Annotated in this window: 19 protein-coding genes; 11 read left to right on the top strand and 8 right to left on the bottom strand. The window is 72.2% G+C overall.

Annotation, left to right across the window (positions count from 1 at the left end; translation table 11 throughout):
- Positions 1–16: 16 nt before the first annotated feature.
- The 4 genes from ACFT32_RS34385 to ACFT32_RS34370 all read left to right on the top strand — a co-directional run bounded on the left by ACFT32_RS34385 (position 17) and on the right by ACFT32_RS34370 (position 4,289).
- Positions 17–568 carry a hypothetical protein gene (locus tag ACFT32_RS34385; RefSeq protein ID WP_382497076.1) on the top strand — a complete coding sequence of 184 codons (552 nt, stop codon included), beginning with the start codon at positions 17–19 and terminating at the stop codon, positions 566–568.
- Positions 569–764: 196 nt separating this feature from the next.
- On the top strand, positions 765–950 hold the full coding sequence (locus ACFT32_RS34380) for a hypothetical protein (RefSeq protein ID WP_382497074.1): 186 nt from the start codon (positions 765–767) through the stop codon (positions 948–950).
- A 62-nt stretch (positions 951–1,012) separates the two neighbouring features.
- The gene (locus ACFT32_RS34375; protein WP_382497420.1) at positions 1,013–4,057 is read left to right on the top strand and encodes an AAA family ATPase; all 3,045 of its coding nucleotides are present in this window, start codon (positions 1,013–1,015) and stop codon (positions 4,055–4,057) included.
- Positions 4,058–4,106: 49 nt separating this feature from the next.
- Complete coding sequence (locus ACFT32_RS34370) at positions 4,107–4,289, top strand: DUF6191 domain-containing protein (RefSeq protein WP_382497072.1); 183 nt, start codon at positions 4,107–4,109, stop codon at positions 4,287–4,289.
- A 12-nt stretch (positions 4,290–4,301) separates the two neighbouring features.
- Here ACFT32_RS34370 and ACFT32_RS34365 read toward each other — a convergent pair whose 3' ends face one another.
- Entirely contained in the window at positions 4,302–5,474 is a 1,173-nt protein-coding gene (locus ACFT32_RS34365) for a PQQ-dependent sugar dehydrogenase (RefSeq protein WP_382497070.1), read from the bottom strand.
- Positions 5,475–5,607: 133 nt separating this feature from the next.
- Complete coding sequence (locus ACFT32_RS34360) at positions 5,608–6,606, bottom strand: aldo/keto reductase (RefSeq protein ID WP_382497068.1); 999 nt, start codon at positions 6,604–6,606, stop codon at positions 5,608–5,610.
- Positions 6,607–6,683: 77 nt separating this feature from the next.
- Here ACFT32_RS34360 and ACFT32_RS34355 point away from each other — a divergent pair, with 77 nt between their 5' ends.
- The 6 genes from ACFT32_RS34355 to serA all read left to right on the top strand — a co-directional run bounded on the left by ACFT32_RS34355 (position 6,684) and on the right by serA (position 16,543).
- Positions 6,684–7,634, top strand: a complete 951-nt coding sequence (locus tag ACFT32_RS34355) for a 2-hydroxyacid dehydrogenase (RefSeq protein WP_382497066.1) — start codon at positions 6,684–6,686, stop codon at positions 7,632–7,634.
- A 343-nt stretch (positions 7,635–7,977) separates the two neighbouring features.
- Positions 7,978–10,992, top strand: a complete 3,015-nt coding sequence (locus tag ACFT32_RS34350) for a putative bifunctional diguanylate cyclase/phosphodiesterase (RefSeq protein WP_382497065.1) — start codon at positions 7,978–7,980, stop codon at positions 10,990–10,992.
- A 225-nt stretch (positions 10,993–11,217) separates the two neighbouring features.
- Positions 11,218–13,068, top strand: a complete 1,851-nt coding sequence (locus ACFT32_RS34345; protein WP_382497063.1) for an acetolactate synthase large subunit — start codon at positions 11,218–11,220, stop codon at positions 13,066–13,068.
- A gap of 22 nt (positions 13,069–13,090) precedes the next feature.
- A complete protein-coding gene (ilvN, locus tag ACFT32_RS34340; protein ID WP_010048631.1) occupies positions 13,091–13,615 on the top strand; it encodes an acetolactate synthase small subunit in 525 nt (174 codons plus the stop codon).
- Positions 13,616–13,736: 121 nt separating this feature from the next.
- Complete coding sequence (ilvC, locus tag ACFT32_RS34335) at positions 13,737–14,735, top strand: ketol-acid reductoisomerase (RefSeq protein ID WP_382497060.1); 999 nt, start codon at positions 13,737–13,739, stop codon at positions 14,733–14,735.
- 218 nt (positions 14,736–14,953) lie between these two features.
- Entirely contained in the window at positions 14,954–16,543 is a 1,590-nt protein-coding gene (serA, locus tag ACFT32_RS34330) for a phosphoglycerate dehydrogenase (RefSeq protein ID WP_382497058.1), read from the top strand.
- A 7-nt stretch (positions 16,544–16,550) separates the two neighbouring features.
- Here the strand turns inward: serA and ACFT32_RS34325 are convergent, their stop codons facing one another.
- Positions 16,551–18,092: an MFS transporter gene (locus ACFT32_RS34325; RefSeq protein ID WP_382497057.1), complete on the bottom strand. Its 1,542-nt coding sequence runs from the start codon at positions 18,090–18,092 to the stop codon at positions 16,551–16,553.
- Positions 18,093–18,191: 99 nt separating this feature from the next.
- Between ACFT32_RS34325 and ACFT32_RS34320 the strand changes: the two genes are divergently transcribed.
- Complete coding sequence (locus tag ACFT32_RS34320) at positions 18,192–18,770, top strand: TetR/AcrR family transcriptional regulator (RefSeq protein WP_382497055.1); 579 nt, start codon at positions 18,192–18,194, stop codon at positions 18,768–18,770.
- Here ACFT32_RS34320 and ACFT32_RS34315 read toward each other — a convergent pair.
- The 5 genes from ACFT32_RS34315 to ACFT32_RS34295 all read right to left on the bottom strand — a co-directional run bounded on the left by ACFT32_RS34315 (position 18,757) and on the right by ACFT32_RS34295 (position 25,045).
- A complete protein-coding gene (locus ACFT32_RS34315; protein ID WP_382497053.1) occupies positions 18,757–19,443 on the bottom strand; it encodes an ATP-binding cassette domain-containing protein in 687 nt (228 codons plus the stop codon). The genes ACFT32_RS34320 and ACFT32_RS34315 overlap by 14 nt on opposite strands.
- A complete protein-coding gene (locus tag ACFT32_RS34310) occupies positions 19,440–20,408 on the bottom strand; it encodes an ABC transporter ATP-binding protein (RefSeq protein ID WP_382497051.1) in 969 nt (322 codons plus the stop codon). Before ACFT32_RS34310 ends, ACFT32_RS34315 begins: the two co-directional genes overlap by 4 nt.
- The gene (locus tag ACFT32_RS34305; protein ID WP_382497049.1) at positions 20,398–22,161 is read right to left on the bottom strand and encodes an ABC transporter permease subunit; all 1,764 of its coding nucleotides are present in this window, start codon (positions 22,159–22,161) and stop codon (positions 20,398–20,400) included. The genes ACFT32_RS34310 and ACFT32_RS34305 overlap by 11 nt, the downstream gene beginning before the upstream one ends.
- Positions 22,158–23,651 (bottom strand): ABC transporter substrate-binding protein, encoded by a 1,494-nt coding sequence (locus ACFT32_RS34300; RefSeq protein WP_382497047.1) that lies wholly within the window; start codon positions 23,649–23,651, stop codon positions 22,158–22,160. Before ACFT32_RS34300 ends, ACFT32_RS34305 begins: the two co-directional genes overlap by 4 nt.
- 83 nt (positions 23,652–23,734) lie before the next feature.
- Complete coding sequence (locus ACFT32_RS34295) at positions 23,735–25,045, bottom strand: vanadium-dependent haloperoxidase (RefSeq protein WP_382497045.1); 1,311 nt, start codon at positions 25,043–25,045, stop codon at positions 23,735–23,737.
- Positions 25,046–25,073: the final 28 nt, after the last annotated feature.

Here is a 25,073-nt window from a genome sequence, read left to right as displayed (position 1 = left end):
CTTTACGGTGCGAGACATGGCAACGAACGCAGTGGACGAGACCAAGGCCACCGAGGCCACGACCGAGAAGGCGGTGGACACCACCGAGTCCGACGAGGCGACCCGGACCGAGGAGGCCCCGGCCGAGGCCGAGGTCGTCGAGACAGAGGTCGTCGAGACCAAGGAGGAGGCCCCCTCCGGCATCGGCCAGGGTGCCGCCGCCGTGGTCTCCGCCGCGCTGGGCGTCGTCTCGCTCACCGGCAGCTGGGTCGGCACGATCGCCGCCGCGCGCCAGAACCTGGTCGGTCAGCTGGAGACCGCACAGGGGGCGGGCGTGGCCCAGCAGATCCAGGCGGTCTACGGCGACGCCTGGCAGGCCACCGCCCTGTGGGGCGGCCTGTTCGCCGCGATCGCGCTGGTCGTCGGCGTCGTGACGCTGGCCCGGCCCGCGTTCGGCACGCCCGGCAGGATCCAGGCCCCCTGGATCAAGTCCGTCGCCTGGGCCGGCGTCGCGCTCGGTGTCATCGGCCTGTTCCTGGCCGTCCTCAAGTACACCGGCATCCTGCTCGGACTGCCGTCCGCAGGCTGAGTCACCGCAGGTCCTGAGGGGTCTTAGGAGTTCCGTAAGCACCTTACGGAGCCCCTGGGGCCCCTCAGCCGTGTCTAAGGCCCCTACCGACGCCGAAGATGCGGAACTCTCCCGATGTGGCCGACCCGCCTGGGAGACGAGAGTGGAGCCATCACGGAGAAACACTCCGTGACCGGCCTCTCACCAAGGACACACCATGTACGAGTACGAGCTCCAGCAGCTGCGCACCGCCGAACTCATCCGCCGGGCCGACCATGAACGCCTGGTCCGCGAGGCCACCCGGGCCCGCCGCGCCGCCCGCCGTCAAGCGGCCGAGAACTCCCCCGAGCACGAAAGCCATACCCGGGGCTTCCGCCGGACCAGGTCCGCCCGGGCCGCGTGAACGGCGGGGCGGCTCCGGCCGTCCGCGGGAAAACCGGTGCCGCGCTGTCGGACGCGCATGCGATGCTCGGGGCCGTGGAGACCAGGTCCTTCAGTCCCGTGTTCGTCGGCCGTGCCGGGGAGTTGGGCACGCTGCACGACGCGCTCGCCCGCTCCCGCGAGGGCGAGCCGCAGGCCCTGCTCATCGGCGGGGAGGCCGGAGTCGGCAAGACCCGCCTGGTCGAGGAGTTCGCCGCCGCCGCCCGCAGCCGGGGGGCGGTCGTCGCACTGGGCGGCTGTGTGGAGATCGGCGCCGACGGACTGCCCTTCGCGCCGTTCTCCACCGCACTGCGCGCCCTGCGCCGCGAACTCCCCGGCGAGCTGGCCGCCGCGGCCGCCGGACAGGAGGAGGAGCTGGCCCGGCTGCTGCCCGAGCTGGGCGAGTCGGGCACCGGGCGGCACGACGAGGACGGCATGGCCCGCCTCTTCGAACTCACCGCACGCCTGCTGGAGCGCGTCGCCGCCGATCACACGGTCGTCCTCGCCCTGGAGGACCTGCACTGGGCCGACGCCTCCACCCGCCACCTGCTCGCCTATCTCTTCCGCACCCTGCGCACCGGCCGCCTCGTCGTTCTCGCCACCTACCGCTCCGACGACATCCACCGCCGCCACCCGCTCAGGCCCCTGCTCGCCGAACTCGACCGGCTCCGCACCGTCCGCCGCGTCGAACTCGCCCGCTTCAGCCGCGAGGAGGTGTGCCGCCAGGTCGCAGGCATCCTCGCCACCGAGCCCGACCCGGACCGGATCGACGCGATCTTCGAACGCTCCGACGGCAACGCCTTCTTCGTAGAGGAACTCGCCGTCGCCGGCCACGAGGGCTGCCGCACGGGCCTGACCGACTCCCTGCGCGACCTGCTGCTCGTCCGCGTGGAAGGGCTGCCGGAGTCCGCCCAGCAGGTCGCCCGGATCGTCGCCGAGGGCGGCTCCACCGTCGAGTACCGGCTGCTGGCCGCCGTCGCCCGGCTCGCCGAGGACGACCTCATCGAGGCGCTGCGGGCCGCCGTGAACGCCAGCATCCTCGCCCCCGCGCCGGGCGGCGACGGCTACCGCTTCCGCCACTCCCTGGTCCGCGAGGCCGTCAGCGACGACCTGCTCCCCGGCGAACGCTCCCGCCTCAACCGCCGCTACGCCGAAGCCCTGGAGACCGACCCGACCCTCGTCCCGGCCGACCAGCGCCCGGCCCGCCTGGCCAGCTACTGGTACCACGCCCACGATCCCGCCAAGGCCCTGCCCGCCGTCCTCGACGCCGCCGTCGAGGCCCGCCACCGCCACGCCTACGCCGAGCAACTGCGGCTGCTGGAACGGGCCATGGAACTGTGGGACGCGGCCCCCGACGCCGTACGCCGCACCCTGCGCCCCGTCGACTACGCCGAGGTCTACCCTCCCTGCGGCTGCGACCCGTCCACCACCCCGCTGCGCCACCTGGACCTGCTGGCCGAGGCCGCCGTGGCCGGACGGCTCTGCGGGGAGCGCGAACGCGCCCTGAAGATCACCAAGCGTGCGCTGCGCCAGCTGGACGACGAGGACGACCCCCTGCGCGCCGCCTGGTTCTGGATCCAGCGCTCCCGGCTGGTGCAGAGCCTCGCCCGCGGCGACGGCCGACAGGAGCTCGCCACCGCGCAGGAGCTGGTCCGGGGCCTGCCGCCGTCCGAGGTGCACGCCGAGGTGTTCGCCACGGCCGCCCACTGGTCGATGCTCCACGAGCCCGGCCCGGAGGCCCTGACGGCCGCCGAGCGGGCCGTCGAGTACGCCCGCATGGTGAGCGCCGAGGACATCGAGGCCAACGCCCGGCTCACCCTCGGCGGCCTCATGGTCGACGCCGGGCAGATCGAGGCCGGGCTCACGCACATGTACGAGGTCAGGGACGAGGTGGTCGCCCGGAGCCTGGCGTCGATCGTGGGCCGCAGCCATGTGAACCTGCCCTCCGTCCTCGAAGGCGTCGGCCGTTCCGAGGAGTCCGTCGACATCCTGCGCGAGGGCCTGCGGCTGACCGGGGCGATGGGCCTGCGGGTCGCCGAGGCCTGGATCTGGAGCAACCTCGCGGAGTCGCTCATCTCGCTGGGCCGCTGGGACGATGCCGTCGAAGCCGCCGGCAATGCCCAGCGGCGCGGGCAGACGGCCGGGCCGCACGGTTCCGGCGCCAACAGCCTGGCGTTCCTCGCGCTCGCCCGCGGCCGGCTCCCCGAGGCCGCCCGCCACCTCGCCGAGGGCCGCGCAGCCTACGGCCCGCTCGACCCCATGCCGCAGCACGACCTCCCGGTCTCCTGCCTCACCATCGCCCTCGCCGTCGCCGAGGGCCGCCTGCCCGACGCCCGCGCCGAACTGGCCCGCACCCTGGAGTCCGGCTTCCCGCCCGGCACCCAGCGCTACGCCTGGCCGCTCCTGCTCGAAGCGGCCACCGCGGAGGCCGACGCCCGGGCCCTGCCCGCGGCCCGGGGCGGCCGCGCGGAGGCCCTGGACGGCATCTTCGGCGCCGCCAAGCGCCTCACCACCAACGCCCCCGTCTGGCTCGCCCACGAGCAGTGGGTCCGCGCCGAACTCCAGCGCGCCGAGGGCCGGGGCACCCCCGAGACCTGGTCGCGGGTGGTCACCGCCTTCGAACCCCTGGAGCGGCCCTACGACCTCGCGCGCGTCCGGTACCGCCTGGCCGAGTCCCTGCTGGCGGTCGGCGGCGAGGACGAGCGCGACCGCGCCACGGAGCTGCTGCGCCTCGCCCTTGCCGTCGCCCGGCACCTCGCCGCCGGCCCCCTGGCCGAGTCCGCCGCCGCGCTCGCCCAGCGCGCCCGCCTCCCGCTCACGCCCGTCTCGGAACCGGCCCCAGCCTCCGCCGACCCCGCCCAGGCCCTCGGCCTCACCAGCCGGGAGAGGGACGTGCTGCGCCTGGTCGCCGTCGGCCACACCAACCGCCGGATAGCCGAGGAGCTGTTCATCTCCCCGAAGACCGCGAGCGTCCACGTCTCCAACATCCTGGCGAAGCTCGGCGTCTCCGGGCGCGGCGAGGCGGCGGCGGTGGCGCACCGGCTGGGGCTGTTTCCGGCGGAATCGGTCCTGCCCGGTCCGGCGGGCTGAGGCATACGCTGTAAGGGACGTCGGGGGTGTCGCGGTTCAGGGAGGATCCGTGTTCAACGTGTTCGAGGAACTGTTCTCGCCCGGCCGCAAGCACACCCGTGACGAGCAGAACCGCCTGGAACTGACCCGCGAGGACACCGGGGACGGCGATCCCGGACGCGGCCCGATAGACCTGTCGTCCGGGAAGGTCGTCGTACGCCCGCCGCGGGAGCCGGAGAACACCGAGGAGTGAGCGGGGGGGGGGCTACTTCACCCGCAGCTCCAGGATCCGGTCGTCCCCGTCCTTCGGGCTGCCCCGGCCGTCCGTGTTGCTGGTCACGAGCCACAACCGGTCGCCGCCCGCCGGGACCACCGTGCGCAGTCGGCCGTACTCGCCGTCCAGGAAGGCCTGCGGCTCGGCCGAGGCCTCCGTGCCGTTCAGCGGGACGCGCCACAGCCGCTTGCCGCGCAGGCCCGCCATCCAGACCGACCCCTCGGCGTAGGCGATGCCGCTGGGGGACGCCTCGGCCGTGGTCCACTGGTCGATCGGGTTGTGGAAGTCCCCGTCGCCCGACCTGCCCTCCGCCTCCGGCCAGCCGTAGTTGTCGCCCGGCTTGATCGCGTTGAGCTCGTCCCAGGTGTCCTGGCCGAACTCCGAGGCGAAGAGCCGCTGCTTGGTGTCCCAGGCGAGGCCCTGCACATTGCGGTGGCCGTACGAGTACACCGGCGAGCCGGAGAACGGGTTGCCCGGCGCCGGCTCGCCCTCCGGGGTCAGACGCAGGATCTTGCCGCCCACGGAGTCCTTGTCCTGGGAGAGGCCGGTGTCGCCGCTCTCGCCGGTGCCGGCGTAGAGCATCTTGTCCGGGCCGAACTCGATCCGGCCGCCGTTGTGGATGAAGCCCTTGGGTATGCCCTTGAAGACCGTGTCGGGAGCGCCCAGCTGCTCGCCGGAGGGCTTCTTCTCGTCGTACAGCATCCGGACGATCCGGTTGTCCGAGGCCGAGGTGAAGTACGCGTAGACCATGTGGTCCGAGGCGTAGTCGGGTGACAGGGCGATGCCCAGCAGGCCGCCCTCGCCGGCGGCCGAGACGCCCGGCACCTCGCCCAGCTCGGTCTTCTTCCCGGTCTTCTCGTCGACCCGGACGATCGTCCCGTCGTCCCGGGAGGAGACGAGCAGGCCGCCGCCCGGCAGGGGGGCGAGGCCCCAGGGGGAGTCCAGGCCCTCGGCGACGGTGCGCACCACCTCGACCGAGCCCTTGGCGGGGGGTGTCTCCTCGCCGGCCTTCCCCGGCGGCGCGGAGGACTGCGGTGTCCTACGGCCGGGGGAGGCGCCCTCGTCCGAGCCGGACGATCCTCCGCCGTCGGAGGAGCAGCCGGCCGCCAGCAGGAGCGCTGCGGCGGCCAACACGGCCGGGACGGCTCGACGTTGCACGATCATGGTCCCTTCGACGCGGCGGGTTCTCCTTGTCATACACCGCTCGCGCCTCACAAGTTCCCGATCGCCGAATGCCGAACCGAGAACAGGGGGCCTGGGCGGGTTTGTGCCGTAGCCCCCGGGGGCCGGATCCGGCTCAGTCCCACGACCCCTGGGCCCGGGGCAGCTCCGCCACTTCCCGCAGATTGTCCGGCGTCAGGCGCAAGGTCGTCGCGGCCGCGTTCTCGGTGACCCAGCGCTCCTGCTTCGTGCCCGGGACCGGGACCACGTGCGGGCCCTGGGCGAGTATCCAGGCCAGGGCGACCTGGGCGGGGGTGACGTGCTCGCCATGGCGGCGGGCCACGCGGCGCAGGCCCGCGACGATCGGCTGGTTCGCGGCCATCATCTCGCCCGTGAAACGGGGGTGCCGGGCGCGCAGGTCGTCCGCCTCGAACCCCGCCCCGGTCCGCAGCCTGCCGGTCAGATAGCCGTTGCCGAGCGGCATCGCGGCGAGGAAGCCGACGCCCCGCGTCTCACACCACGGCAGCAGGGTCTCCAGTGCCTCGGGCGACCACACCGACAGCTCCGCCTCCACCGCGCTCACCGGGAAGACCTGCTGCACCCGCTCCAGCTGCCGTATCGTCGCGTCGTGCAGCCGGGCCCCGCCGCGACGGCCGGCCCGCGCGCCGACCGCGCACAGGCCCAACGCCCGCACCTTCCCGGCCTGGACGAGCTCCGCCATCGCGCCCCACGTCTCCTCGACGGGCACCTCCGGATCGGCCCGGTGCAGCTGGTAGAGGTCTATGACGTCCGTCTGGAGGCGCCGCAGCGAGGCGTCGCAGGCACGTTTCACATAGCCCGGGCGGCCGTTGGCGACGATGTGCTGGTCGCCCACGAGCAGACCGACCTTGGTCGACACGAACGCGTCGGACCGGCGCTCCTTCAACGCCCGCCCCACCAGCAGTTCGTTGGTGAAGGGGCCGTACATGTCGGCCGTGTCCAGCAGGGACGCGCCCAGGTCGAGGGCTCGGTGCACCGCCCTGAGCGACTCGTCACCACGCTGCCGAGACGTGCTGTAGGCCCAGCTCATCGGCATGCACCCGAGTCCGACGGCCCCCACCGCGAGCGCCGCCGCGCCGATCGTCCTGCGCTCCACCTGGTCGTGACCCTCCCTGTTCCGGCCACCCCAACCTAACCTCTGCCGTCGCACGCTCCTGACATAGCCTCCAGAGCATGACTGCTGACGTGTGGCTGCCCATCCCGCCGGACGAGATCGAGGGGCTCCCCGAGGGTCCCGGCTACCGCTACTGGAACGGCGGGGACGAGTTCCCCGCGGACCCGGCGGACTGCGCCTTCTACGTCGTCCCCTACATGAAGCCCAGCCCGCTGTGCGTGCGCCCGATGCCGGAGATGAGCCACGTCCAGGTCGTGCAGACCCTCTCGGCCGGGATCGACCACGTGCAGCCCGGGCTGCGGCACCTGCGTCCGGGCGTGCGGCTGTGCAACGCGCGCGGGGTGCACGAGGCCAGCACCGGAGAGCTCACCCTCGCGCTGATCCTGGCCTCGCTGCGCGGGATCCCCGACTTCGTCCGCGCGCAGGACCGGGGGGAGTGGCTCGCCGGGTTCCGGCCGGCGCTCGCCGACAAGAACGTCCTCATCGTGGGATACGGCTCGATCGGCGCGGCCATCGAGGACCGGCTCGTTCCGTTCGAGGTAGCGCGGGTGGCGCGCGTCGCGCGCTCCGAGCGCACCACGGCGCGCGGTCCGGTGCATCCGCTCACCGAACTCGCCTCCCTGCTCCCGGAAGCGGACATCGTCATCCTGGCCACGCCGCTCACCGAAACCACCCGGGGCCTCGCCGGGGCCGACTTCCTGTCCCGGATGAAGGACGGCGCGCTCCTGGTCAACGTGGCCCGCGGCCCCGTCGTCGACACCAAGGCCCTGCTCGCCGAGGTGGAGACCGGCCGCATCACCGCAGCCCTCGACGTCACCGACCCCGAGCCCCTGCCGCGCGAACACCGCTTGTGGCGTGCGCCGGGGGTACTCATCAGCCCCCACGTCGGCGGACCCACCTCCGCGTTCCTTCCGCGCGCCAAGCGGCTCCTGGTGGACCAGTTGAACCGTTATGTGAACCGGGAGCCGCTCCGCAACGTGATCCTTACGACGGGTGCATCAACAGGCTGAACCGACCTCGGGTACCGTCCGCAATCCTTCGGGTGCGGTGGGTACTCATATATCTGTTGATCGTCACGGAGCGTAGAGAACCTATGTCCCTGAGTGACGAGACTGGTGTATCGTCCCGACAGGGGCAGCGCCGGGGGACTTTCGGCGCCGGGGACGGACCTTTCGGACTGTGAGGGGGGCGACAGGCGATGCACGGCCTATGGACGAGCGATCCGACGGGACGGGGCGGCCGGCGGCGACCCTGGCGGACGGCCGCGTTCAGACGCGGTCCGCGCGCCGATCACGGCGGCCACCACACCCATCACAGTGATCACCATCGAGCGGTACGGACCGGGAGGGTCCGGTGAGCGCGCCGCCGACCCCGATGCTGGACGGAGCGCTGCGGGCACAGCCTTCGTCACCGGGGGTGCTGCTGCCTCGCACGCCGGCCCACGCCCATCGGCCGGGCCTGGCCCTCCAACTCGTCCTCGCCCTGGTCTGCGCGGGCTACGCCATCGGTTCCGCGCTCGGCTGGGGCTCGTACCAAGTGGCCCTCGTCATGGGCGACTTCGGGCTGAGCGCCGCGGCGGCCACCGCCTCCGTCTCGTGCTTCCTCTACGCCCGCAACCGCGGCACCCGCTTTCGACCCGCCTGGCTGCTGTTCGGCCTCTCCTCGGCCATGGCGGCCCTCGGCAACCTGGTCTGGGGGTGGTACGAGGTGGTCCTGGGACTGCCGGTGCCCAGCCCCAGCTACGCCGACCTGTTCTTCCTGTGCTTCGCGCCGCCCGCGATCGTCGGGCTGCTCGTGCTCGCCAAGCGGCCGGTGTCCAAGGCCGGCTGGGTCTGCCTCGGGCTGGACGCCTGGCTGATCGGCGGCTCGCTGCTCACCCTGGCGTGGAGCCTCGCCCTCGCCCAGGCCGCGAAGTCGGAAGGGCCGGGCGTGGCGCACACCGCGCTGTCGCTGGCCTACCCGTTGCTCGACATCGCGCTGGTCAGCATGGTCCTCGCGCTGCACTTCAGGCGGTCCGCGGTGAACCGCTCGGCGGTCAACACCGCCATCGGCGCGCTCGCGCTGACCGTGATGTGCGACGCCCTGTTCACCTCGCCGCTGATGCATCACGACTACCGCTCCGGCCAGCTGCTCGACGCGGGCTGGTTCGCCGGCTCCCTGCTCCTCGCGTACGCCCCGTGGGCCGCGCCCCGCACGCCGGACACCGACCGGTACGGCCCGGACCGGCAGAGCACGGCGGGGCACACGCGGGTGGTGCACGAGCATGTGCCCGGGCAGCGCAGCGGCCCGCACCACCAGCCGCCCACGCCCGGAGGCGAGCTCGGCCGGTATCCGGCCGCCCGGCCCATCTCCGGCTCCCTCGCCGCCCTCACGCCGTATCTCGCGGCCGCCGTGTGCACACTGGGGATCCTCTACAACGTCCTCAACGGCCGCAGCGTCGACCGCGTGGTCCTGCTGACCGGTGGCACGGTCGTGCTCGCGCTCGTCGTGCGTCAGGGCATCATGCTGCTCGACAACATCACCCTCACCCAGGAACTGGCGCAGAAGGAGAACCACTTCCGCTCCCTGGTGCAGGGCTCCAGCGACGTGATCATGATCGCCGCGCCCAGCGGTGTCCTCCGGTACGTCTCCCCGGCCGCCGCCGGTGTGTACGGCCGCTCGGCGGAGGATCTGGTCGGTACGGAACTGGCCAATCTCATCCACCCGGAGGACCTGGGCTGCGTCGTGCACGAAGCGCGCAGGTTCCTCGCCGCCAACCCGGTCGAGGAAGCCACTACGCGCATCGAGTGCCGCTTCCGCTCGGGCGACGGAGGCTGGCTCAACGTCGAGTCGACCGTCAACCGCCATCACGGCGGCCTCATCTTCAACAGCAGGGACGTGACCGAAAGGGTCCGGCTCCAAGCCCAGTTGCAGCACAACGCCGAGCACGACCCGCTCACAGACCTGCCCAACCGCGCCCTGTTCACCAAGCGCGTCCAGCACGCGCTCTCGGGCCGCCGGGCCTCCGACCGGGGCCTGGCCCTGCGGAACACGGCCGTGCTGTTCATCGACCTCGACGGCTTCAAGGCCGTCAACGACACGATCGGGCACCAGGCGGGGGACGAGCTGTTCGTCCAGGCCGCCCGCAGACTCCAGGACTCCGTCCGGCAGGGCGACACCGCCTCCCGGCTGGGCGGCGACGAGTTCGCGGCCCTGATCGTCGGGGACAACACCCGCGACCGGGCCGCCCGGGAACGGCACATAGTGGAACTCGCCGACCGCCTCAGGACGACGCTGTCCCAGCCGTACCTCATCGACGGCAACGATGTCCGTGTCAACGCCTCCATCGGCGTGGCCTTCGCGGAAGCGGGCCTCGGCGCGGGCGAGCTGCTGCGCAACGCGGACCTGGCCATGTACCGGGCCAAGGCCGGCGGCAAGGGCCGCGTCGAGCTGTACAAGCCCCAGATGCAGCAGGACGTCGTCCGCAAGGCGGAGCTGGCCACGCGCCTGCGGGCCGCACTGCACGACGGCGAGTTCGCCCTGCTGCACCAGCCGGTGGTCTGTCTGGAGGACGGCCGGATCACGTCGGTGTCCGCGCAGGCGCGCTGGCGCTCCTCGCAGGGGGTGCTCTTCACCCCGGCGGAGTTCCTGCGCGTGGCCGAGGACAGCGACAAGACCGCCGAGCTGGGCCGGTGGATGATCGAGGAGGCCGTCGAGCAGGCCGCCGAGCGGCTGGCGACCGGGCTGTCCGTGCCGGTCGTCGTCCGGATGAGCGCCCGCCGGCTGCTGGACCGGTCGATGCCGCTCGGCTCGATCGAGGCACTGCTCACACGGCACGGGCTGCCGTCCGGGTCGCTGATCATCGAGCTGTCCGACGCCGGCCCGACGGTCTCGCCGGACGAGCTGGAGCGGCGTCTCGGCGCCCTGCGGCGGGTCGGCGTCCGGATCGCCCTCGACGGGTTCGGCAGCGACTGCGCGGCGATCACGGCCCTCAGGCGGCTCCCCGTCGACATCCTGAAACTCGACCGCGCTCTGGTCGAAGGTGTCGTCGAGTCCGCCCGGCTGTACAAGATCACCAGCGGCCTGCTGCGCATCGCCACCGATCTCGGGCTGAAGTCCGTGGCCGATGGGGTGGACCTGCCCGAGCAGGTCGTCGCCCTGCGCGCGATGGGCTGCACGCACGGGCAGGGCATGGCGTTCTCCGGACCGCTCGACGAGTACCGGCTGCGCCGGGCCCTGGCCGGCGGTCACTATCCGGTGCCGAACGGACCTGCCGAGCCGGCGTTCGCGGGCGGTGCCCCGCGGGTGTACAGCTCGGGAGTGTCCGCCGTCATCGGAGGCGTTACGGCCCTACGCTCACATAATGAGACTCCCGTCCCACCCACTTGACAGTGAGTGTGCGCCGGGGGGAGGGTCTGTGCCATGCGCACCCGAATTCTCGTACTTGGAAAGCGCGTCGGCTGACGCTGAGCCTCGACCGCTCAGCGACTCCACCCGGCGCGCTCCCCTCGCTTGCCTTATGGCACGAGGGGTTTTTTGTTGCACAGGCGCCTTACGTGCAGCAGACGAAAACCGCACAAACCTCGCAAAAAACCCTCAGCATCTGAGAAGAGAATGCCGATGACCGAGCAGGCCACCGGGGCCCATCACCCGCAGCCCCGGCCCCGATCCGGAGGACACTCCGCCCCCGAGCAGGTGACGGGCGCGCAGTCCCTCATCCGCTCTCTCGAGGAGGTCGGCGCCGACACGGTATTCGGCATTCCCGGCGGGGCGATCCTCCCCGCCTACGACCCGCTGATGGACTCCACCAGGGTGCGCCACGTCCTGGTCCGGCACGAGCAGGGCGCCGGCCACGCCGCCACCGGCTACGCGCAGGCCACCGGCAAGGTCGGCGTCTGCATGGCCACCTCAGGCCCCGGCGCGACCAACCTGGTCACCCCGATCGCCGACGCGCACATGGACTCCGTGCCGCTGGTCGCGATCACCGGCCAGGTGGCGTCCAAGGCGATCGGCACGGACGCCTTCCAGGAGGCGGACATCGTCGGCATCACCATGCCGATCACCAAGCACAACTTCCTCGTCACCAAGGCCGAGGACATCCCGCAGATCATCGCGCAGGCCTTCCACATCGCCTCCACCGGCCGCCCCGGCCCGGTCCTGGTCGACATCGCCAAGGACGCCCTCCAGGCGAAGACCACCTTCTCCTGGCCGCCCGCCATGGACCTGCCCGGCTACCGCCCGGTGACCAAGCCGCACGCCAAGCAGATCCGCGAGGCCGCCAAGCTGATCACCCAGGCGAAGCGGCCCGTGCTGTACGTCGGCGGCGGCGTGCTCAAGGCCAAGGCCACCGCCGAGCTGAAGGTCCTCGCCGAGCTCACCGGCGCGCCCGTCACCACCACCCTGATGGCGCTCGGCGCGTTCCCCGACGACCACCAGCAGCACCTGGGCATGCCCGGCATGCACGGCTCCGTGGCCGCCGTCACCGGTCTGCAGAAGGCCGATCTGATCGTCGCCCTCGGCGCCCGCTTCGACGACCGCGTCACCGGCAAGCTGGACAGCTTCGCCCCCTTCGCCAAGATCGTCCACGCGGACATCGACCCGGCCGAGATCGGCAAGAACCGCGCCGCCGACGTGCCGATCGTCGGGGACGCCCGCGAGGTCATCGCCGACCTGATCCAGGCCGTCCAGAAGGAGCACAGCGAAGGCCACCAGGGCGATTACAGCGCCTGGTGGAAGGACCTGAGCCGCTGGCGCGACACCTACCCGCTCGGCTACGACCAGCCCGACGACGGCTCGCTCTCCCCGCAGCAGGTCATCCAGCGCATCGGACAGCTCGCACCCGAGGGCACGATCTTCGCGGCGGGCGTCGGCCAGCACCAGATGTGGGCCGCCCACTTCATCGAGTACGACAAGCCGGGCACCTGGCTGAACTCCGGCGGCGCCGGAACCATGGGCTACGCCGTCCCGGCCGCCATGGGCGCCAAGGCCGGCGCACCCGAGCGGGCCGTCTGGGCCATCGACGGCGACGGCTGCTTCCAGATGACCAACCAGGAGCTCACCACCTGCGCCCTGAACAACATCCCGATCAAGGTCGCCGTCATCAACAACGGCGCCCTCGGGATGGTCCGCCAGTGGCAGACCCTCTTCTACAACCAGCGGTACTCCAACACCGTCCTGCACTCCGGCCCGGAAGACGTCAACCCGGACGCCCGCGGCACCCGCGTCCCCGACTTCGTCAAGCTGTCGGAGGCCATGGGCTGCTACGCCATCCGCTGCGAGTCCCCGGACGACCTCGACAAGGTCATCGAGGAGGCGAACTCGATCAACGACCGCCCGGTCGTCATCGACTTCATCGTCCACGAGGACGCGATGGTCTGGCCGATGGTCGCCGCCGGCACCTCCAACGACGAGATCATGGCCGCCCGGGACGTCCGCCCCGACTTCGGCGACAACGAAGACGACTGAGAGCCGTAAAGGAAGCCAGATCATGTCCAAGCACACGCTCTCCGTCCTGGTGGAGAACACGCCCGGCATCCTCGCCCGGATCGCCGCCCTGTTCTCCCGCCGCGGCTTCAACATCGACTCGCTCGCCGTCGGTGTCACCGAGCACCCCGACATCTCCCGCATCACCATCGTCGTGGGGGTGGAGGACCTGCCGCTGGAGCAGGTGACCAAGCAGCTCAACAAGCTCGTCAACGTGCTCAAGATCGTCGAGCTGGAGCCCTCGCAGGCGGTGCAGCGCGAACTCGTCCTGGTGAAGGTGCGCGCCGACAACGAGACGCGCTCCCAGATCGTCGAGATCGTCCAGCTGTTCCGCGCCAAGACCGTCGACGTCTCCCCGGAGGCCGTCACCATCGAGGCCACCGGGTCCGGCGAGAAGCTGTCCGCCATGCTCAAGATGCTGGAGCCGTACGGCATCAAGGAGCTGGTCCAGTCCGGCACGATCGCGATCGGCCGTGGCGCCCGCTCCATCACGGACCGGTCGCTGCGTGCCCTGGACCGGTCGGCTTAAGACCTGAATCGGGCGGTCGGCGCGCCGTCGGCCGCCCGTATTCCGAGACCCTCAGACTTCCCTTCCGCCCCCCGTCATACGGTGGGACGCAACACCTGCACTCCCGAGGAGAGAACCCAAAGTGGCCGAGCTGTTCTACGACGCCGACGCCGACCTGTCCATCATCCAGGGCCGCAAGGTCGCGGTCATCGGGTACGGCAGCCAGGGCCACGCCCACGCGCTGTCGCTCCGTGACTCGGGTGTCGACGTCCGCGTCGGTCTGCACGAGGGCTCCAAGTCCAAGGCCAAGGCCGAGGAGCAGGGCCTGCGCGTGGTGAGCCCGTCGGAGGCCGCCGCCGAGGCCGACGTCATCATGATCCTCGTCCCGGACCCGATCCAGGCCCAGGTCTACGAGGACCACATCAAGGACAACCTGAAGGACGGCGACGCGCTGTTCTTCGGCCACGGCCTGAACATCCGCTTCGGCTTCATCAAGCCCCCGGCCGGCGTCGACGTCTGCATGGTCGCCCCCAAGGGCCCGGGCCACCTGGTCCGCCGCCAGTACGAGGAGGGCCGCGGCGTTCCCTGCATCGCCGCCGTCGAGCAGGACGCCACGGGCGACGCCTTCGCGCTGGCCCTGTCGTACGCCAAGGGCATCGGCGGCACCCGTGCCGGCGTCATCAAGACGACCTTCACCGAGGAGACCGAGACCGACCTCTTCGGCGAGCAGGCCGTGCTCTGCGGTGGTACGGCCGCGCTGGTCAAGGCGGGCTTCGAGACCCTGACCGAGGCCGGCTACCAGCCGGAGATCGCCTACTTCGAGTGCCTGCACGAGCTGAAGCTGATCGTGGACCTCATGTACGAGGGCGGCCTGGAGAAGATGCGCTGGTCGATCTCCGAGACCGCCGAGTGGGGCGACTACGTCACCGGCCCGCGCATCATCACGGACGCCACCAAGGCCGAGATGAAGAAGGTCCTCGCCGAGATCCAGGACGGCACCTTCGCCCAGCAGTGGATGGACGAGTACCACGGCGGTCTGAAGAAGTACAACGAGTACAAGACCCAGGACTCCGAGCACCTGCTGGAGACCACCGGCAAGGAGCTGCGCAAGCTCATGAGCTGGGTCGACGAGGAGGCGTGAGCCCCTGGGGCCGGCTGTGGCACCGCTGCCGCGGCCGGCCCCTTTCTCGTCCGGGTGATCCTTCCGCTCAGGCGTGAGGCGCCCTCCGCACCACCACTACACTGCTGCATATATACGCGTCAGGCTCACAGCGTCGTGCGTCTTCCACGCGACTAGCCCCTCCACCGCCTGCGGCCGTCGGGACGGCCGTCCGCAGCACTGGATTTGTGAGGACTCACGTGAGCTCGAAACCCGTCGTACTCATTGCTGAAGAGCTGTCGCCCGCGACCGTCGACGCGCTTGGCCCGGACTTCGAGATCCGCCAGTGCAACGGAGCGGACCGAGCCGAGCTGCTCCCGGCCATCGCCGATGTCGACGCGATCCTGATCCGCTCGGCCACCAAGGTCGACGCCGAGGCGATCGCAGCCGCGAACAAGCTCAAGGTCGTCGCACGAGCCGGCGTCGGCCTGGACAACGTGGACGTCTCCGCCGCCACCAAGGCCGGCGTGATGGTCGTCAACGCCCCCACCTCGAACATCGTGACCGCCGCCGAGCTGGCCTGCGGTCTGCTGCTCGCCACCGCCCGCAACATCCCGCAGGCCAACGCCGCGCTGAAGAACAGCGAGTGGAAGCGCAGCAAGTACACCGGCGTCGAGCTGGCCGAGAAGACCCTCGGTGTCGTCGGCCTCGGCCGCATCGGCGCCCTCGTCGCCCAGCGCATGTCCGCCTTCGGCATGAAGGTCGTCGCCTACGACCCCTATGTGCAGCCGGCCCGCGCCGCGCAGATGGGCGTCAAGGTGCTGTCGCTGGACGAGCTGCTCGAGGTCTCCGACTTCATCACCGTCCACCTCCCCAAGACGCCCGAGACCCTCGGTCTGATCGGCGACGAGGCGCTGCGCAAGGTCAAGCCGAGCGTGCGCATCGTCAACGCCGCGCGCGGCGGGATCGTCGACGAGGAGGCGTTGTACTCCGCCCTCAAGGAGGGCCGGGTCGCCGGTGCCGGTCTCGACGTGTACGCCAAGGAGCCGTGCACCGACTCCCCGCTCTTCGAGTTCGACCAGGTCGTCGCCACCCCGCACCTCGGTGCCTCCACCGACGAGGCGCAGGAGAAGGCCGGTATCGCCGTCGCCCGCTCGGTGCGTCTGGCCCTCGCCGGTGAGCTCGTGCCGGACGCGGTCAACGTCCAGGGCGGTGTCATCGCCGAGGACGTCAAGCCGGGCCTGCCGCTCGCCGAGCGTCTCGGCCGGATCTTCACCGCGCTCGCCGGTGAGGTCGCGGTCCGCCTCGACGTCGAGGTCTACGGCGAGATCACCCAGCACGATGTGAAGGTGCTGGAGCTGTCCGCCCTCAAGGGTGTCTTCGAGGACGTCGTCGACGAGACGGTGTCCTATGTGAACGCCCCGCTGTTCGCGCAGGAGCGCGGTGTCGAGGTGCGCCTGACCACCAGCTCCGAGGCGTCCGAGCACCGCAATGTCGTCACCGTGCGCGGCACCCTCGCCGACGGCGAGGAGGTGTCGGTCTCCGGCACGCTGGCCGGCCCCAAGCACCTCCAGAAGATCGTCGCGGTCGGGGAGTACGACGTCGACCTCGCTCTCGCCGAGCACATGGTCGTGCTGCGGTACGAGGACCGTCCGGGTGTCGTCGGCACGGTGGGCCGCATCCTCGGCGAGGCGGGCATCAACATCGCCGGTATGCAGGTGTCGCGGGCCGTGGCCGGCGGCGAGGCGCTGGCGGTGCTGACCGTGGACGACACGGTGACCTCCGGGGTGCTGGCCGAGGTGGCGGCGGAGATCGGTGCGACCTCCGCGCGTTCCGTGAACCTGGTCTGACCTTCCCTCAGACGCCGGACGGGCTGAGTTGATCAGCCCGTCCGGCGTTTTCCTGTTCGGGGACCCGCCGCAGGAGCACCGTGGCAGCAGCCGCCGCTCCGGCCAGCAGCACCGCGCCCGTGATCGCCGCCGCGTGCATACCGCTGGTGAAGGCCTCGCGTGCAGCCGTCGCCAGGGCGTCTCCCGCGCGCCCCGGCAGCTGCTCGGCGACGGCCAGGGCGCCGCCCAGGGTCTCGCGGGCCGGGGCGGGCGCCGAGGCCGGGATCTCGTGGCGGTAGACGGCCGCACCGATGGACCCCAGGAAGGCCATGCTCAGCGCGCCGCCGAACTCCGTGCCCGTCTCCAGCAGGGACGACGCCGCGCCCGCCTTCTCCACCGGGGCGGAGCTCAGGGCCAGGTCGGCCACCTGGGACATGGCGGTGACGACGCCGCAGGCCAGGACGGCGCACGCGGCCAGCAGCAGCCAGAGCGAGTCCGTGCCGGCCAGGGCCAGCAGTACGTAGCCGCACGCGGTGACCGCGAAGCCTCCGGCGACGACATGGGCGCGGGGAACGCCCCGCCGCACCAGCTGTGCGCCGGCCACGGCCGCCAGCCCGATGGGCACCGACGGCAGCAGGCTCCACAGCGCCGCCTCCAGGGGACTCTTGTCCAGGACCGACTGGATGTACTGGGTCGTGAAGTACGCCGAGCCCATCATGCCGAAGGCGGCGACGAGGTTGAGGACGACGGCCGGGCTGAAGCCGGGGGTCCGGAACAGTTCCGGTGAGATCAGCGGGGACACCGCCGTGCGCTGGCGGTAGACGAAGAGCGCGGCGAAGAGCAGGCCGGCGGTGACCGACATCGCGTACCGCACGTCCCAGCCCTGCGACGCGAGCTCCTTCAGGCCGTAGATCACGGGGAGCACCGCCGCCATCGACAGGGGAACGCTCAGCAGGTCGAAGCGGCCGGGGTGGGGGTTCCTGGACTCGGGCAGCAGGAAGGGCCCCAGGGCCAGGAGCAGCGCCATCGCGGGCAGATTGACCAGGAAGACCGAGCCCCACCAGAAGTGCTCGACGAGCACGCCGCTCATCACCGAGCCGAGGGCGATGCCGGCCGTCATCACACCCGACCACAGACCGATCGCCTTGGTGCGCTGCGAGGGGTCCGTGAACATCGTGCGCACCAGCGCCATCGTCGACGGCATCAGTGTCGCGCCGCCGATGCCGAGGACCGCGCGGGCGGCGATCAGGGTCTCTGCGCTGTTCGCGTAGGCCGCCACCAGGGAGGCCGTACCGAAGGCGGCGGCGCCGAACAGCAGGAGCCTGCGGCGGCCGATGCGGTCGCCCAGGGAGCCCATCGTCATCAGCAGGCCGGCCAGGACGAAGCCGTAGCTGTCGAAGATCCACAGCTGTTGGGTGGCGCTCGGCTCCAGGTCGGCGCTGATCGCGGGGATCGCGAAGTACAGGACGGAGACGTCCATCGAGACCAGGAGCAGCGGCAGCATCAGCACGCCGAGGGCTGTCCATTCGCGGCGGCCGGCACGGGCCGGAGGGGTGGGGTTCGTTGTCATGGGCTGGACTGTACGGGCGTCTTAAACGCTTGTCTAGTACGCTTGTTTAATACGTGCGTATGGGACGCGTGTATGGACTCCGGGGTAGGGTGACGTGCCATGGGACACCGTGAGGATCTGCTCGAAGGCGCCCAGCGCTGCCTGCTGGCGAAGGGCTTCCTGCGCACGACCGCGCGCGACATCGTCAAGGAGTCGGGGACCAACCTGGCGTCGATCGGCTACCACTACGGTTCGAAGGACGCGCTGCTGGCGCAGGCGTACGTCGGGATGGTGGAGGGGATGTCCGGCGCCTTCGAGGGCGGGGGCGAGCTGGGCGGGGAGCCGGGGTCGCTGGAGCGGTTCACGGAGGTGTGGGCGAACATCATCGGAACCATGCGGGACCCTGGTTCGATGTGGCGGCTCAGCATGGAGATCGTGGCCATGGGGGACCAGCTGCCGGAGGTGCGGGAGCATCTCGCTCGGGCCCAGCGGGAAGGCGCGCGCGGCATCGTCACGCTCTTCCACGGCGGGCGCGAGGAGGACGTCCCCGAGGAGCGGGTGGACACTCTCGGCTACTTCTATCTGACCCTGATGATGGGCCTCATGGCGCAGTGGACCTTCGACCCGAAGAGTGCGCCCGAGGCCGGGCAGCTCGCCGAGGGGCTCCGCCAGGTGATCGAGGGAGCTATCCCGAAGTGACCGTGAGGCGTCCCCCGCGCATCTCGATCATCCGGTCCGCGAAGTGCCGTACGACCGCCCGGTCGTGGCAGATGAACAAGTAGCCGAGGCCCAGGTCGTCCTGGAGGTCGGCGAGCAGGTTCAGCATGCCGGCCCGCACCGACGGGTCGAGCGAGGACACCGGCTCGTCCAGGACCAGCAGGCGTGGGTCGCAGGCCAGGGCGCGGGCGATGCCGGCGCGCTGGCACTGGCCGCCGGAGAGTTCGTGCGGCCGCCGGTCGCCGTACGCGGGGTCGAGGCCGACCCGGTCGAGGAGTGTGTCCACGCGGGCGGGCCCGTCGGCGGGGTGCCAGCGGCCCTGGACCTTCAGCGGTTCGGCGATGGCGTCCCGGATGCGGTGGCGGGGGCTCAGCGAGCCGTACGGGTCCTGGAAGACGGGCTGCATGCGGGGGCGCAGCGGACGCAGTTCGCGTTCCGGGAGGGACGTCAACTCCCGTCCCTCGAAACGGACTTCCCCGCTCTCCGGGCGGCGCAGCTGGAGCACCGCCAGGGCCGTGGAGGACTTGCCGCAGCCGGACGGGCCGTTCAGGGCGAGGGTCTCGCCGGCGGCCAGGGAGAAGGAGACGCCGTCCACGGCGGTGACCGGGCCATAGCGGACGACCAGGTCGCGGACGTCGAGCAGGGGATCGGTCATGCCGGCTGTCCCTCCTTCATGAACAACTCCGTGGCGGGGTGGGGGAGTTCTTCCCAGCGATGGCAGGCGACCAGGCGTCCGGCCGCCTGCCGGGGCTCCGGTTCCGCCGTGTGGCAGGGGTCCGCCGCGAGCGGGCAGCGAGGGGCGAAGGCGCAGCCCGGCGGGAGCGTGCCCGGGGCGGGCGGGGTGCCGCGCAGGGCGGGGAGCCGGCGGCCCGGGGGAGCGTGCTGCGGCAGGGACGCCAGCAGGCCCGCCGTGTAGGGGGCGCGGGGGCGGGCCAGCACCTCGTCCGCGGGGCCGAGTTCGGTGAGACGCCCGGCGTACATGACCAGCATCCGGTCCGCGTGGCCCGCCACGGCGTCCATGTCGTGGGTCACCAGGACCAGCGCGGCGCCGACCGCCTCCCGCTGCTCGGCGAGCAGCCGCAGCACCTGGTCGCGGCGCTCCTCGTCGAGGGCGGTGGTGGGCTCGTCGGCGACCACGAGGTCGGGTTCGTTGATCGTGGCCATGGCGATCACGGCGCGCTGCCGCATGCCGCCGGAGTACTCGTGCGGATACGCCCGCGCCCTGCGGGCCGCGTCCGGGATGCCGACGCGGTCCAGGGCGGCGACCGCCCGGGCCCGGGCCTCCTTGCGGGAGAGCCCGGCCACCGACCGTACGGCGGCGGCGAGTTGGTCGCCGACCGGGTGCACGGGGGAGAGGGCGGACAGGGCGTCCTGCGGAACGAGGGAGATACGGCGGCCGCGGTGGGCCGAGAGGTCCGGGGTGATCGTCCCGCCGGTGGTCGCGCCGCGCGGCGGCATGCCGAGGAGCGCGCGGGCCGTGAGGGACTTGCCCGCCCCCGACTCGCCGACGATCGCCAGGACTTCACGCGGCAGCACGTCGAAGGACAGGCCGCGCACGGCCTCGACCCCGTCGAAGGCGATCCGCAGCTCGCGCACCGACAGCAGTGGCTCAGACTCCAACGGGGGCCTCCTTCTTCTCGGCCTTGACCGGAACCGGCCTGGCTCGCCGTACGCTCCGGCCCTGGGTGAGTGCCGCGCCCGACACCGCGAGGCCCGCCAGCAGGGCCAGGGCCGCCGCCGGGGCGAGGGCCGCCCACGGGGCGCGTTCCACATAGGCCCGGGACTCCTCCAGCAGCAGGCCCCACTCGGGGGCGGGCGGCTGGGCGCCCAGGCCGAGGAAACCGAGGGAGGCCAGGGCCAGGGCGATGCCCGGCAGCCGCAGCAGGGCATGGCGGGCGACCGGGGCGGCCACGGACGGCAGGACATGCCGGGTGAGGATCCAGAACGGGCTCGCCCCGATGGCCCGTTGGGCGGTGAGGAACGCCGACGCCCGCACCTCCTGCACCAGGGCCGCCGCGTGCGCGGACAGGGCCGGCCAGGAGATCAGCGCGACCGCCAGGGCCGCCCCGCCGGTGCCCGGCCCGACGGCCGCCGCGACCAGGATGCCGACGATCACCGGGGGCAGCGCGTTGGCGATGTCCGAAGCGCCCGCCGCGACCCCCGGCGCGAAGCCCAGCACGAGCGCGATCAGCAGGCCCAGCAGACAGACCGCCGCCGCCGTGCCGACCGTCGATGCGGCCCCGTGACCGAGCCGGGCGAGCACATCGCGGCCGAGACCGTCGGTGCCGAACGGATGCGACCAGGAGGGCGCGGCGAGCCGGACGGTGGTGTCCACGGCGTACGGGTCACGCAGCAGGCCCCAGCCGATGGTGAGCAGCAGGACGGCGGCCAGTGCCACCGGGACCGCCGGGTGCGCGCGGACCGGGCGGGCCGGCGGCAGCGTCAGCCCGGCGTCCCGCAGCGCGGGCCCCAGCAGCCGGCGCCGTACGCCCGCCGCCAACGCGCCCGCGACCAGCCCGAGCAGCAGCAGTGCGAGGACCGAGCCCTGGAGCAGCGGCAGGTCCTGCGACCGGGCCGCGCCGAGGGCCGTACGGCCGATGCCCGGCACCGCGAACACCGTCTCCACGGCCACCGCGCCGCCCGTCAGGCCCACGGTGACCATCCCGAACTGCGGGACCAGCGGCGGCAGAACGCGCCGCAGCGCCGCCCCCGCGATCCGCGCCCGGCTCACCCCGGCGCCCCGCCACAGCTCCGCCCACCGCTCGTCGAGCACGGCGGGCAGCGCGTCCGCCACCAGCCGCCCGAGCAGCCCGCCCGCCGGGACACCGAGGGCGAGCGCGGGCAGCACCAGATACTCGGCGCTCTGCCAGCCGGACGTCGGCAGCCATCCGAGCCACACCCCGAACACCAGCAGCACCACGGTGGCCAGCAGAAACTCGGGTACGGCGGCCAGCATCGCGGCGAACGCCCCGGCCGAGCCGCGCCCGCGCACCAGCACCGGCGTCACCAGCGCGGCGGCCAGCAGCAACGCCACGCCGAGCGCCGCGCCCATCAGCCCCAGCGACACCTGGAGCCCGGCGGCCACGGAGGGCAGGACGTCGTGCCCCGACACCCACGAGGTGCCGAAGTCGCCGTGGAGCAGGTCGGCGGCCCACCGTCCGAGCAGCGACAGCGGGCCGGCGTCCAGGCCGAGGTCCCGGCGGATCGCGGCCAGGGCCTCCTCGGTCGCCTCCTGCTCGGCCGACCGGGCGCGCAGCACCGTGAGCGCCGGGTCGCGGCGGGAGAGCCAGGGCAGCAGGCCGACGACGGCCAGGACGGCGAGGAGGCCGAGGCAGCGGGTCAGTCCGGCCGTGTGCTTCGCGAGGGACCTCACTTGACGTAGGTGTCCGCGGTCACGAGTTCCCGCTCGCGCGGGTCGTGCGCGGCGTTCACGACCCCGGCGGCATCGCCCTGGATCACCCGCTCGTGGAGCATCGGAACGGCCGCGTCCGCGGCCAGGACGGCGGCCTCGGCCTCGACGACCGCCTTGCGGCGGGCATCGCCGACCCGGGTGTCGGTGGCCTTCTTCAGCGCCTTGTCGACCTCGGGGTCCGCGAAGTGCGAGAGGTTGAAGGTGCCCTTGGAGGCGAAGTCGCTGTAGAGGTACGCGGCCGGGTCGCCGGAGTCGAGGACGGTGGCGCGGGAGAGGACGAACGCGTCGAAGCGGCCCGCGAGCGCGTCGGACTCGATGTTCGCGTACTCGCGCACGTCCAGCTTCACCTTGAACCCGGCCCTCTGGAGCTGCTGTTGCAGCGCGGCGGCGACCTCGGGCATCTCGGAGCGGTCGGTGTACGTGCCGATGGTGACGGTCTCGCCGGACGGGTCACCGGGCTTGGCGCGCTCGACCGGCGTACGCAGCCCGGCGGCCCAGGGCAGGGCGGGCCCGAGCAGGCCCTCGGCGACATCGGCGCGGCCCTCGTACACGCCCTTCACGATCGACTCGGCGTCGATCGCCTCCCGGGCCGCCGCCCGGATCGCGGGATCCTCGAAGGCGCCCTGCTCCGTGTTGAGGTAAAGGGTGTTGGTGCGCGGCATCGGGACCTCGGTGACCAGGTCCTGGTCGAGGACGGCGGCCTGCGAGACGGGGATCGCCTCGACGATGTCCGCCTCACCGCTGCGCAGCGCCGCCGCGCGGGCGGTGCCGTCCGGGACGAACTTCACGTCGATGCCGGGGGATTCGGCCTTCCCGCCCCAGTAGCCGTCGTAGCGGTCGAGGGTGGCGGAGGAGGTGCCGTCGACCTTCGTCAGCTCGAAGGGCCCGGTGCCGGCGCCGACGGGGTCGACCGTCTTCCCCCGGTAGGCCTTCGCCGCCAGGATCGCCAGCTGCGGGGAGCTGAGCCGCTGCGGGACCAGGGGGTCCTCGGTGGCGGTGGTGACGGTGACCTTGTCGCCGTCCGCCTTCGCGGTGAGGTCCACGCCGTCGAGGATGCGGGGCTTGGGGGAGGCGGTGGCGGCCTTGGTGAGGGCCTGGACGACGGCCTCGGGGGTGAGTTTCGTGCCGTCGTGGAAGGTGACGCCCTGGCGGAGGGTGAAGGTCCAGCTCTTCCCGGACTGCCGCCACTCGGTGGCGAGCGCGGGCCGGGCGTCGCCCTCCGCGTCCAGCTTCACGAGTGTCTCGGCGGTCGACCAGCGCGACAGCTTGAACGCGTCGTCGGAGAGCGGGGAGAGGCCGGAGCGGGGTGGCTGGAGCATGGCGACGCGTATGCGTTTGCCCCCGGGCCCGGAGTCGTCCGTGGCCTGCTGGGTGCCGGTGAAGCAGCCGGTGAGCAGGACGGAGGCGGCGGTGAGGACGGTGAGGGGGGCGAGACGAGCGGGGACGCGCACGGGACACCTCGGTCAAGGCATGGTCAAAAGTTGAAGGTGCCACGACCGTAGCATGATGACAATCGTTTTCAGAAGGCGAGAGGTCAGGGAGCCGGACGGAAGTACTTCAGCAGTGCCCAGGCCGCGAGTTCGCGACCCGTGGCGTTGCCCACCTCGTCCGCCGTGCGGGTGTGGATCCCGCCCCAGACCCGGGCGTCGACGACGTCCCGCTCGTACTCGTGGGCGTAGCGGTAGTGGCGGGACGTACCGGTGGTGGTCGACCGGATGTGCAGGTCGACCCGGGAGGTGCCGAGGATCCCGGTCAGCATGCGCATCAGCGCGCCGCCCATGGTGGCGTGGCCGCTGAGGTAGTCGGGATGTGCCGGGGTGACGAGCAGAGGTTCCCAGTGCCGGTCCGCCCGGGTCGCCGGGTTGCCGTCGGTGTCCGCCTCCCGGATGGCGGTGACGGGCCGCCAGGTGCCGTAGTGGAGTTTGGCGTCCCAGGCGGCGACGACGGCGTCCACCTGGGAGGTGTTGGCTGCCGCGTACAGGCGTGCGGTCTCGGCGATGTCGAACCCGTGCCGGGTGGCGTGGTCGCCCAGAGCCCCTTGCAGGTCCAGGTTGGTGAAATACCGCGCGGTGTCCGTTTGTTCGGGGGTCCGGTGCGAGCCGGTCCGGCCTCCGTAGGCCGCCAGTTCGCTGAGGTCCTTCGCGTACCGGGCGGAGCGGAGCGCCGGCGGCGGCCCGGGGCGGAACTGGTGCGGGGAGTCCAGCAGCAGCGGCCGCAATCTGCCGATCCAGGCATTGCGGAAGGGCTCGTGACCGGGCGGGGTGGGGCGCCAGACGCCGGGGCGCGGACGTGCGGGAAACGGCACGGACGCGCCGCGGCCGTCATCGCGCCGGAGGTCGATGATGTGGTCGGCGGCGAGCTTCCCGAACGCGACGCCCTGGTCCTCGGCCTCGCCGTCGGGGATCTTCGCGAGGGTGCCGGTCAGGGCGGTGTCCAGCCGGGGCGCGGCCCCGGGGAAGGAGTGGCGCAGTACCCGGTGTGCCGCCGAGGCGGCAGCCGCCGCGGACGAGGCCGTACGAGGTGCCCGTCCGTCCCACTTGTACGGGGTGAAGCGCCCCTCGATACCGACGACGGCGTTGTAGACGGCGGTGGAGACATACGCCTCCCAGATGAACGACTCGGGCGGTACCGGGCGGGCCTCGGCCTCGATGGTGGCATCGGCCGTGCGCATCCACTCGATGACCGTCGATGCGCTCCGCTCGCCTTGCTCGGCCCCGTACGCCGCTCCCGCGGTACGGCCGGACCCGGCACTCGCGTGGGCGCCCGGCAGCGCGAGTGCGAGCACCCCGCAAGCCAGTCCCGCGGCCGCCGTTCGCTTCGCAGACCAGGCGCGTCGGTTCCGCACGTGAACTCCTCCCAGCCGATGGCACACC

Source organism: Streptomyces sp. NPDC057002, assembly GCF_042673825.1.
In the GTDB taxonomy this organism is placed as follows: domain Bacteria; phylum Actinomycetota; class Actinomycetes; order Streptomycetales; family Streptomycetaceae; genus Streptomyces.
This window is presented reverse-complemented; position numbering and strand designations above follow the sequence as displayed.

Coding starts and splice junctions, on each gene's coding strand:
- ACFT32_RS34385 (WP_382497076.1), top strand. CDS start 17: ATGGCAACGAACGCAGTGGACGAGACCAAGGCCACCGAGGCCACGACC.
- ACFT32_RS34380 (WP_382497074.1), top strand. CDS start 765: ATGTACGAGTACGAGCTCCAGCAGCTGCGCACCGCCGAACTCATCCGC.
- ACFT32_RS34375 (WP_382497420.1), top strand. CDS start 1,013: ATGCTCGGGGCCGTGGAGACCAGGTCCTTCAGTCCCGTGTTCGTCGGC.
- ACFT32_RS34365 (WP_382497070.1), bottom strand. CDS start 5,474: ATGATCGTGCAACGTCGAGCCGTCCCGGCCGTGTTGGCCGCCGCAGCG.
- ACFT32_RS34355 (WP_382497066.1), top strand. CDS start 6,684: ATGACTGCTGACGTGTGGCTGCCCATCCCGCCGGACGAGATCGAGGGG.
- ACFT32_RS34345 (WP_382497063.1), top strand. CDS start 11,218: ATGCCGATGACCGAGCAGGCCACCGGGGCCCATCACCCGCAGCCCCGG.
- ilvN (WP_010048631.1), top strand. CDS start 13,091: ATGTCCAAGCACACGCTCTCCGTCCTGGTGGAGAACACGCCCGGCATC.
- ACFT32_RS34325 (WP_382497057.1), bottom strand. CDS start 18,092: ATGACAACGAACCCCACCCCTCCGGCCCGTGCCGGCCGCCGCGAATGG.
- ACFT32_RS34320 (WP_382497055.1), top strand. CDS start 18,192: ATGGGACACCGTGAGGATCTGCTCGAAGGCGCCCAGCGCTGCCTGCTG.
- ACFT32_RS34315 (WP_382497053.1), bottom strand. CDS start 19,443: ATGACCGATCCCCTGCTCGACGTCCGCGACCTGGTCGTCCGCTATGGC.